General features: G+C 65.0%; 8 protein-coding genes. 3 read left to right on the top strand and 5 right to left on the bottom strand.

What is annotated here, in order from left to right; translation table 11 throughout:
• Window positions 1–73: 73 nt before the first annotated feature.
• Window positions 74–727: a TPM domain-containing protein gene (locus BST27_RS31635; RefSeq protein ID WP_139805326.1), complete on the bottom strand. Its 654-nt coding sequence runs from the start codon at window positions 725–727 to the stop codon at window positions 74–76.
• Here BST27_RS31635 and BST27_RS31630 point away from each other — a divergent pair.
• Window positions 709–1,653 carry an alpha/beta fold hydrolase gene (locus BST27_RS31630; protein ID WP_249025715.1) on the top strand — a complete coding sequence of 315 codons (945 nt, stop codon included), beginning with the start codon at window positions 709–711 and terminating at the stop codon, window positions 1,651–1,653. The two genes, BST27_RS31635 and BST27_RS31630, sit on opposite strands and share 19 nt — an antisense overlap.
• 80 nt (window positions 1,654–1,733) lie before the next feature.
• A complete protein-coding gene (locus tag BST27_RS23540; protein WP_079219978.1) occupies window positions 1,734–2,396 on the top strand; it encodes a class I SAM-dependent methyltransferase in 663 nt (220 codons plus the stop codon).
• Between the two features lie 26 nt (window positions 2,397–2,422).
• Here BST27_RS23540 and BST27_RS23535 read toward each other — a convergent pair whose 3' ends face one another.
• The 4 genes from BST27_RS23535 to BST27_RS23520 form a co-directional block, all read right to left on the bottom strand.
• Window positions 2,423–2,830 (bottom strand): DUF732 domain-containing protein, encoded by a 408-nt coding sequence (locus BST27_RS23535; RefSeq protein ID WP_069421802.1) that lies wholly within the window; start codon window positions 2,828–2,830, stop codon window positions 2,423–2,425.
• Between the two features lie 109 nt (window positions 2,831–2,939).
• Window positions 2,940–3,767, bottom strand: a complete 828-nt coding sequence (locus BST27_RS23530) for a class II glutamine amidotransferase (protein ID WP_069421803.1) — start codon at window positions 3,765–3,767, stop codon at window positions 2,940–2,942.
• A gap of 25 nt (window positions 3,768–3,792) precedes the next feature.
• On the bottom strand, window positions 3,793–4,860 hold the full coding sequence (locus tag BST27_RS23525) for a zinc-binding metallopeptidase family protein (protein ID WP_069421825.1): 1,068 nt from the start codon (window positions 4,858–4,860) through the stop codon (window positions 3,793–3,795).
• 54 nt (window positions 4,861–4,914) lie between these two features.
• Window positions 4,915–5,688, bottom strand: a complete 774-nt coding sequence (locus BST27_RS23520) for an alpha/beta fold hydrolase (protein ID WP_069421804.1) — start codon at window positions 5,686–5,688, stop codon at window positions 4,915–4,917.
• Between the two features lie 101 nt (window positions 5,689–5,789).
• Between BST27_RS23520 and BST27_RS23515 the strand changes: the two genes are divergently transcribed.
• Entirely contained in the window at window positions 5,790–6,272 is a 483-nt protein-coding gene (locus BST27_RS23515; RefSeq protein WP_069421805.1) for an anthrone oxygenase family protein, read from the top strand.
• Window positions 6,273–6,310: the final 38 nt, after the last annotated feature.

Below are 6,310 nucleotides of genomic sequence, written 5' to 3'. Positions count from 1 at the left end.
GCGAAAAGTTCGAAAGCACTTGTCGCCGTACAGAATTAATGCCGGATTCCGGTACTTGTCGCTCGTACCTCGATCACTGCTTCGACGAGCTATTTCGCCGCGACCGTTTGCCGTGCGCCGCCGACACGTCGTCGTTGGCCAGGCCTTGCGCCTCGGCCGCCAGCGTCGATGCCCTGTTGGCGTAGGCGATCGCTTCGTCGGCATTGCTCGACTGGCTTGCGTGGGCAGCGGCCAAATGCCGCCGCGCGTCGTCGTATCGGGCCTGAGCCGACGAGCCGATGCTCGGGTGGTGTCTGCCAATGTAGTCGGAGACTTGGCGCAGTCTGGTGTCCGCGATGGACAACGCCTGGCCCAACGAAAGATCGCGTCCGTCTATGGCCGTCCTGGCATCCGCAGTTCCGGCGACGGCGCCCCGCCGGCGCCGACGGCGATAAAGAATGACAATCACCAAGACGACAAGCACGGCGACGGCGACACCGATCGCGATCGGCAGCCAGTTTCGCTTGGGCGAGTCGGCCGGTTTACTCGACCCGACGGCCTTGTTCAGACCGTCGGCCGCCGCAACGGCAGCACCGACCCAGTCTTTGACGTTCACCGCCGGCTCGATTTTATTGCCGCGCAGACTATTCAACTCATCGGCGGTAAAGCCCTGCAACTGGGGCGGTTCGCTGAACACGTACTTCCTGGTGTTCGTGGCGATGGCCAGCAGTGCGTCGCGGCCACCCATCCCGCTGGCACTGCGGGTTTGGCTGGCCCAGTTTCCGGCAGTTCTGGGAAGGTATTGCGGACGGGTACACACTGATCCGCTACGACAGGCTCGGCGTCGGCATGTCGGACCGCGTGGTGCACGAGTCGGATCTGACCCTCGACGGCGAAGTCGCGACGCTGCGAGCGCTGCTCGACGAACTCCATCTCGAGCGGGTGTCGCTTGTCGGCGGCTCCTGCGGCAGTTGCACCGCAATCGCTTTCGCCGCAGCGTTTCCGGAACGTGTCGAGCGCTTGGTGCTGTACGGCTCGTACTCGGATGGCGCGGCGATCACGGCACCGGAGGTGGGCGACTCGATCTTGACGGCGGTCCGCACGCACTGGGGGCTCGGCTCACGACTGCTCAGCGACATCTTCCTGGGCACGGAGTCGGTGGAGCACGAACGCTTTGCGCGGCTGCAGCGGGACGCCGCGAGCGCCGAGACCGCCGCCGCGTTGTTGCGGCTCGTCTACCGTCTCGACGTTAGGGCACACCTGCCCAACGTCCGCGCGCCTGCACTGGTCGTGCATCGTCGCAACGACCGCGCCGTGCCGTTCCGGCTCGGTCGCGAGGTGGCGGCCGCGATCCCCAACGCGACGTTCATTCCACTGCAAGGGAGCGCCCACTTCCCGTGGCACGGCGATGTCGACTCCGTCGTCCGGGCGTGCCGCGCAGCGCTGGCACCGGTCCAGCCGCCGTCCAAACCAACTGCGAAGGTCCTGCTGTCCGGTCGTGAGCGTGAGATTCTCGCCTGCGTTGCAAGGGGTTTGAGCGATCGCGAGATCGCCGAGCAGCTGGTGTTGAGCTCGCATACCGTGCACCGGCACGTGGCGAACATCCGCCGCAAGCTGGGCCGCACCTCGCGGTCTGCGGCCGTCGCCGAGGCCGTGCGACTCGGACTGCTCTGACATGGCCGGAATCGGCCATCCAGCAGAAATGGCCGATTAAGGCGATGCGTGCCCGGTGACGTCGCTCGTAGGTTCACGGCATGACCGAAACAATCAGCACCGGAACGCAACTGACGTCACCGTCCAAGGTGTGGATGCGGATTTTCGCCCTCGTCTACGAACCGTTCCTGTGGTTGGGCGAACTCGCGGGCATGCGCAACCGGCGGCGCGGGCTGCTGCGCAACGCACGCGGGCGGGTCGTCGAGATCGGCGCCGGAACCGGCCTCAACATCGCGCACTATCCCGACGACATCGAGCTTGTGCTCACCGAGCCCGACGCGTCGATGCGCCGCAAGCTCATCCGCCGCCTGCAGCGCAACGGACGCCGCGACGCGCGCATCGTCGATGCACCCGCCGAACGCCTACCCTTCCCCGATGCTTCCGTGGACACCGTCGTCTCGACGCTCGTGCTGTGCACCGTCGACGACCCACAGCGCACCCTGCGCGAGGTCGCACGTGTGCTTCGGCCCGACGGGCAATTGCTGTTCGTCGAACACGTCCGCGCCAACTCACGGTTCCTGGCGGCATACCAGGACCTGATGTTCCGTCCGTGGCGCGGCTTCGCCGGCGGGTGTTGCTGCAACCGGCCGACTTTGAAGCTGATGCGCGACTGCGGGTTCACCGTCACTGCCGACGACGGCGTGTGGCGGGGCATGCCGGCGATCGTCCATCCGATCGTCGTCGGGCGCGCGACGCTGCTGTAGCGGCGCCGTGCCAGGCCGGCCCGGGGCTAAGTTACCTCCCCGGGCACCATCGGTAGGCCGGGTGCGCTGAGGGTGGGGTTGTACTGCGGGCAATACGCCAACGTTGCAGCATTGACCACCTCAAGCGCCGTCGGCTCGTCTCGGACGCTGGAACCGGTGGACAGGCCCAGAGTCACTACTGCGTTGTCGGCCAGCACGATGTTTGCGGCCTGCTGGTCGGTTTCGCCGCGCGCTTTGGCTTCGCAGACCAGTTCCGCCACCGGGATGATCGCCCGAGCTGCCGCTTCCGACACTGGGGGAGTGAACGCGCGTGTCATGTATTCGACGAAGAATGTCTCACCGCTTCCCGGCCCTGGCTCGGCGTGCGCCGTCGGGACGCAGAAGACCGTCGAGATGGCCAGACCTGCCATCACCTTGTGAGCTTTGCGGGACACGTTTCCTCCGGGTTGACCATGGCATTAATCGGCAGAAAGGCTATATCTCCATGTCCGGCGAACGGAAGCCCGGTCGGTTGCTGGACGGCTGCGAGCCGGGGCGGTTCGTTCAGTCGATCGGCTGAAACGGGCGCTCTTCGATGCCCTTGCCGATAACCAGCGCGGTCCCGGCGGGCAGCTCCCGCCACGCACCGGGCAGATCGGTCAGCGGCTCGGAAACCACCACCCGAGCGCGGTCACCGAAGTGGAGCAGTCGCTCGTTGTGCGGATAGAGCATCTGGACGGATTCGAGATCTTCGCTGACAAACAGCGTGTTCACGTCCGGGCCGCTGGCGTAGCGCACCGCATACAGGCGTGTTCCGTCGCTGACTCCCACCGTCATCTGCAACGCCGGCTCGCTCACCCCAGCCGCCGCGGCCGTCGCTTCGACAAAACCTGCCATCCGGGCGATGCCGGCAATCGGGTCTTCGGTCAGACCGAAGGTGAGCGCGAGATGGAACATCAGTTCCGAATCGGTAGATCCCGCGATGTTTCCGAACAAGGCCGGGTCTACCGCTAGCAGCAGATCGCGACGCAACCGCTGATAGCCGGCGATGTAGCCGTTGTGCACGAAAAGCCAGTTGCGGTAACGGAATGGGTGGCAGTTGGTCTGCTGGACAGGCGTCCCGGTACCGGCTCGCACGTGGGCAAGAAACACACGGCTGCGAATCTCGGTGGCCAGCTCCAACAGGTTTGCATCGCCCCAGGCAGGAGTGATGCTGCGGAACAGCGCGGGTTCGGCGCGGTGCTCATACCAGCCCAGCCCGGTGCCATCCCCGTTGGGGATTTCCATATTTGGCGCATGCCGGCGGCTCTGCTCTATCAGAGAGCGTTCCGGGTCATGCAGTAACTCCCGGGGCGCGATCGGTTCGCCCAGGTACCCAACCCATCGACACATCCGACTCTCCTTGCCGCACTTCGCTTTACCCGGATGCGCGAGCCGTCTCGCGGATCACTTTGTGTACGAACGCCAATTTGCGGACGACCGCGGGCGGAATGTCGAAGGGGTAGAGCGGATTCTTGCCCATGGCGGTGTTCACCCGATTGAAGCAGAGGGACAACCACTTCCAGTCCTCCAATAGTCCCTCGATCGGCGTGTCTTCATAGGAAGGCAGCGGAAGGACGTCCCGCTGCATCGAGAATCGGACTCGGTCGGCGTGCAAGATCAGTCCGGACTCCCGGGCGGTGTCGATGGTGCCGGTGATGTGCAAGTAGTGCGCGAAGCACTCGGCGAAGTCCTCCCAGGGGTGCATCGTCGCGTACTCGGAGATGAAGGACTCACCCCAGTTCGGGGGAGCGCCGAATCTGTAGTGTCGGGCCAGCTCGTCTTGATAACTGGCGCGCTCGTCGCCGAAGATTTCGCGGCACTCGTCGAGGTAGCGCTGCGCCCCGGGATCGGTTTCGACCAGCACGTTTTGGTAGTAGTGGCCCACCTCGTGGCGAAAATGACCGAGCATGGTGCGGTAGGGCTCTCCGAGGCGAACCCGAAGTGACTCGCGGTAGGCGTCCAACGACTCGACCAGATCGATCGTGATCACCCCGCCGGCGTGGCCGATCACCACCCGCTCACCGGCGCTGTAACTGGACAGCAGGTCGAAGGCAAGTCCGCCGTCTTTCCGCCAATACGCGTCGACCGGCAGGCCGATATCGATGAGTTGATAGATCAAACGCCGCAACGCAATTCCGGTGGAGACCAGCTTTTCCACCGCGATGGTGTCGTCAGCATCGGGCTCCCGCCGGATCAACGAGTCCGCCAGGCAACGCCCCCGTGCGCTCAGGTCCTGGTCCTCGGAAACCAACCAGTTGCAGCCGAGGTCCGCCCTCTTGGTGCATGCGGTCCACGTCTGGCCGTCGATCACCGCTGCATTCGACGACGTCGCGACCATGGTGCGGGTGGGGACGTGCAAACCCAGTTCCACCAAGCAGTTCGGGCAGTGCCGCGACTCGAACGGAGTGAAACTCCCGCAGACGGGACAGGCGAACGCGCGCACGGACTCCATCGTGGCACCGCAACCGCCGCGCCGGAAGGTTCTCGGGTGAGGCGCCTATCCAGCGGTCGTCGAACCACCCACGAATTCGATCACCGCGGCCGCGACCTCGCGATGCACCGTCTCGTTGAGGATGTCGTGATGCCCACCCGGAAATTCCTTGAGCTGCAAGCACTCTATCTGTTGAGCGTATGCGCGCACCGCGCCGATCGGCGCGATAGGGTCGGCCGCGCCGTGTACCGCCAGAGTCGGGACCGCGAGACCCGGCAGCTCCGATTCGAATCGTTTCCACGCCTTTTCGAGTTCGCGGGACAGAGCCGATCCGTTCGCATCGACGAAGGCCAGCGGATCGTTCTCCAGCGAATCGAGATAGAACGGGTCGGCCGAGAGCCACGCCGGGTCGAGATCGAGGGAGTCCCCGGCCAAGAGTTCGGGCAACGGCGCAAGCGGGGCACCGGAAACGATGCCGGCACGATAGCGGCCTGGGTTATCCAGCAGCCGACACAGCGTGACCACGGAACCGAACGAATGGCCCTGCGCGACCAAGGGTAGGTCGGGCCGTTGCCGTTCGGCGAGCTCGGTCAACGTGTCAGCCAGCTCCGAACTGGCCTCGATCGAGACGAAATTGCCGCGTTCGCCGCTGGTGAGTCCATGGCCGAACTGGTCGACGGCCCACAGGTCAATGCCTGCCGCGTTGAGGGCGTACGCATACCGGTGGTAAAGCCCGGTGTGTTCGCCGAACCCGTGCAGGAAAACGACGGCGGCGTGCGGGTCTGCGGCCGCCCAATGCCGGTAGTAGGCACGGCCCCGAGGATGTTCGAGCATGGGCATGACCGTGAGGTTAGCCCGTCTACGTCTCCTGACGTCTCCGTCGCGCGGACACGCGGTGGTGATAACTGGATCGCCTGGCCAATCTCGATTTAATTGCCGACATGCGCATCAACCCGCTCAGTCTCCTGGCCTTGGTCGCTGCGATTGGCAGCGCGGCAGTCGGCGGCTTGTTCTTCGCGTTTTCCACGTTTGTGATGCGGGGCCTGAACCACATCAACCCGGTGGAGGCGATCCTCGTAATGCGTGGCATCAACGCTGAGGCACAAGTGAATACGCCATTCTTGGTGTTGTTTTTCGGTTCGGCGTCGGCGGCTTTGATAGTCGGCATCGCCGCCGTCGTCCAGCTCCGCAAACCCGGCAGCGGTTACCTGCTGGCCGGTGCGGTCTTGGCGGTGATCGCGGTGCTCGTCACGGCGGCCTTCAACGTGCCTCTCAACGACCAGTTGGAGCAGGTCAAACCCGGCACGAACGCCGCGCGGGCGTGGCACGACTACGCAGGCCAGTGGACGTTGTGGAATCACGTCCGCACCGTCTGCCCGCTGATCGGTGCGGCGCTACTCGTCGTCGGTGCGCTGCGACGGTAGGCGCGTAGGCGCGCGAAATCGCGTTTCGCGAGCCCGGG

This window comes from Mycobacterium intermedium (genome assembly GCF_002086275.1).
Classification (GTDB): domain Bacteria; phylum Actinomycetota; class Actinomycetes; order Mycobacteriales; family Mycobacteriaceae; genus Mycobacterium; species Mycobacterium intermedium.
Note: the sequence above shows the minus strand (reverse complement) of the source record. Positions and strands in the feature narration are given on the sequence as shown.